Origin of the sequence: Puia sp. (assembly GCF_036500295.1) — a bacterium.
Lineage (GTDB): Bacteria > Bacteroidota > Bacteroidia > Chitinophagales > Chitinophagaceae > Puia.
The window spans coordinates 1-3,461 of the sequence record NZ_DASYCH010000135.1 but is presented as its reverse complement, the minus strand read 5'-3'; the positions used below and the strand labels follow the sequence as shown (position 1 = coordinate 3,461).

The 3,461-nt window shown below is 56.9% G+C and carries 2 protein-coding genes; both read right to left on the bottom strand.

Annotation, left to right across the window (positions count from 1 at the left end):
- Positions 1–2,699: cache domain-containing protein (locus VGM48_RS24455; RefSeq protein WP_331583525.1), on the bottom strand; the 2,699-nt coding region annotated here is incomplete at its 3' end.
- A gap of 17 nt (positions 2,700–2,716) precedes the next feature.
- Positions 2,717–3,461, bottom strand: a 745-nt coding sequence (locus VGM48_RS24450; RefSeq protein ID WP_331583523.1) for a gliding motility-associated C-terminal domain-containing protein, incomplete at its 5' end; no start/stop codon positions are given.

Sequence of the window (3,461 nt, the reverse complement as noted above, 5' to 3'; positions counted from 1 at the left end):
CCCAGGACAAATTTTTGGAGGAACATCCCCGCCGTGACCCGGTAGATCAACTTGTACAATCCATATAACAGGGCTATAACAACCGCGAGTAACAATAGCCCCCGCCGCCAATCATTTATATAATAATAGCGTTGCGGCATCACCGAGGCCATCTGCAGGACATTCTGCCGATTTTGCGCGTAGTAGAACCGCATCGTGTCCGCCTTTGGCTTGGTCCAGACCCAGCGGCCGTCATCACTCCCGCCACCCAGCACGGGCACATATTCCGGATCGTAATAATCATTCGCGAGCCAGCCGGCCACCTGGAAATAGGTCGAGGCGACGCCAAAGGCACTCTCCGGCGGGGGCAGGCTATCGCGGCCGACCGTCAATTTCGCTTTGAACAGCGGGTAGATCCCCCGGTTATATTGCCAGTCGGCAAAAAGGGTATCCGGCGCAACGCCATTATCCAGCGCCTGGACATTCTGATACAGCACGGATTTCCGGCTATCCAGCGAACCGGCGAGCAGGAACTGTTCCTTCTTCACGGATTGCAGCAGTTCCTGGTTGTTGGCATACCAGGTGAACAGCGCGGCGGGCAGTGCGCCCATGGCCAGCACGAGAGCTTCCGCAAGCAGACAATAATGTAAGAGATGGTTGAGCCGGCTGGTGTCCTCAAAAGGCTCTTCGGCCGCCATTAGCAACCCTTCTTCGCCATGAGTGATCGGTGCGTTGCCCGTTATTTTTTCCCGGCGCATCCGGATGATCGTCTTCAGGCCGACGGACACCAGCAACGGCGTCAGCAGCAGGAGGATCAGCACGCGTTGGTTGTTGCCGGGACCATAAAAAACGGAGAGGGTCACGGCCAGGGTTGTCCACACGACATAGATCAGCAGCGCGACCCAGCCGATGCGATAGATCTTCGCCGCCGACCCGCGCGGGACGATCCAGGGAAGATAGTCCATCACATTAAAGAGCAGCGGCCGTTCATTCCAGCGCCGCCGGAAGAAGATGAGCCACATGGCGCCCGAGAGCAGGAGCACCATCCCGCAACCCGCCAGCGAGAAGATCAGGATGCGCATGTTGACGGGTTGGATATATCCCTTATCATAATAGGTGACGAGATAGTAAGGCAGGTTTTGCACGGGCTTCACGACCAACCCATATTCCCGGCCATATAGCTGGGTCCCGGGCAGATAGAGTTCCTGGCGGGCCTTCATCGCGGACCGCAGGCTGACGCCATCGGCCACCTCATCGATAAAATTCTCGTTCAAGGAATGATTAGGATCGGAATGCACCTGCACCCGCCCTTCGGCATCGATCAGACAAAATCCAAAACCCGAGGGAAGGATGGTCCGGTTGATAGAATACATATCCGTGGACAGCGTGACGATAAAGATCCCCGGCACGGCACTTCGCCGGGCGATGACCATCCGCGGCGCGCCTTCCGTCCAGGTCACCACGGGTTGAACGCTCACCAGTGCCGTATCGATATCCGGTAGCGTGACACAGGTATTGTTGCGAAAATCGGTATAGTATTTCCGTTGCGACACGTCGATAAACAGCGTGTCGAGGTCTTTGTCAAGACTGCCGTTGATCACCTGGCGCCCGCTGTCGTTGACCCAGTCGATCCGGTCGAAGTTATAATAGGAGTTGGCCGGGTCCTGCCGCAGATGATCCGCCAGTTCGGTCGAAACGTCAAAATACCCCTGGCGCCAGTCCCGCGGCTTGCCATGATCAACCGGCCTCAGGGGCAGGGTGTCCAGTGCCGACAACTGGCGATAGGCCCGGCCTAGTTCCGCGCGGAAGGACGCGTCCACTTGCGTGGACAATTGTTGCAGGTGCTGGTCCTGGCGGGCATCGCCATCGGAGAGCAATAATACCTGGATAATGATCAGCGTGAGGACCATGCTCCCGCCAACCAACGAGAAGCAATACCCGGTGAAGTCGCGCAGCCGGACCTTTTCCGCCGGGCCCATGATGGAAAGCCGGATCAGCGGCGAGATGATCCATAGCAGCAAGAACACGATGACTATCGGGTAGACAAAGCCCGCAGGCACCGCATGGGTGGACTGGTTGTATTCCACCTCGTCCTTGATCCCGCAAAGCACAAAATGCTGATTGCCGAGACTCATCGGGATATAAAAAAGTTTGTAGTCCAGATCGCCGGCATGCAGATCGGTCACGCCGGGATAGAAAGCGCCCTTGCTGCCTTTTAGCAGGGAATCCGTCGCGATCTCGGTCCCGATGGGCAACCCCGCATTCTTATACATGGTGACCACATGATCCCCTTTTATCTTCAGCAACATAAAGCTGCCGAAGAAATCGCTGGCATGGGACCCGAGCTGATCGGCCATAAATTGCGCAATCGGCACCGACACCCCGACGGAATCCGCGCCCCGTCGAAAATAATAATAGAGGTGATCGCTATGCGTCGCGGTATCGCTGCGGAATACGCTATCCACTCCAAAATTGCTCAGCCAACGCTTTGCACGGCGAAAGCCGTTGCCCCGGCCGCTTGCGCCCGGTTCTACATAATTGGCAAAAAGGTTTTGGTTGGCCTTGTACTTGTATTGCATCGACGCTTCCAGCTGTTGCAGGACAAGAAAACCATATCGGTTGAGATTTGCCTTGTTGGCGGGGACATAGTACAGGTAGAACCCTGCAAAGAAAAGGAACAGCACCACCAGCGACAGAAAAAGGACGCTAAGCTTTTGCATACTTAAATATACACAACTTACCTTACTAATACCAGCGTACCTTTTCGGATAAAACTCCCCCCCGAAGGACAGGACATCTGTACAAAATACACATAGACCCCCGTCGCCGTGGGCTGGCCGTGGAAGTTACCATCCCACTGGTTCCCGAGGTCGGCCGTATAGAAATGATCGCGTTCAAACACCTTCACCCCCCAGCGGTCATAGATGACCAGGTGATCCACCTCGCCGATGCCGAGGATACTAAACCGGTCGTTATGGCCATCGCCGTTGGGGCTGAACCCTTCGGGGATGCGGACATGGGCTTCGACGCAAAGCAGCTTCACTTGCACTGAGTCCCGCGCATGGCAGCCGACATCGTTGGTCACGATGACCTGATACAATTCCGGTTTCTTCGGGGTGCAAACGGGCTGCGCACAGTCGGTACAACTCAGATACACCGCCGGCGTCCATTCCCATTTGACGATATCGCTGCTGCCCGTTGCCGCCAGTGAGATGGGCTCACCGGCCAGCACTTCGACATTACCGCCGCCATTCACCGTGGGCAGGGGCAGGACGGTTACCGTTATCGCGGCGGTGTCGCTGAAACAGGCATAGGCATCGCTGCCCACGACCTGGTAGTGGGCGGTCTGCGGGGGTTGTGCGACGGGGTTGGCATCCGTGGTCGAGTTGAGGCCGGCGATGTCGCCGATCCATTGGACGACATCGGTCCCTTTGGTGTGGAGGACGAGGGAGTCGCCCGCGCAGAGTCCCGTCGAGTCCGGT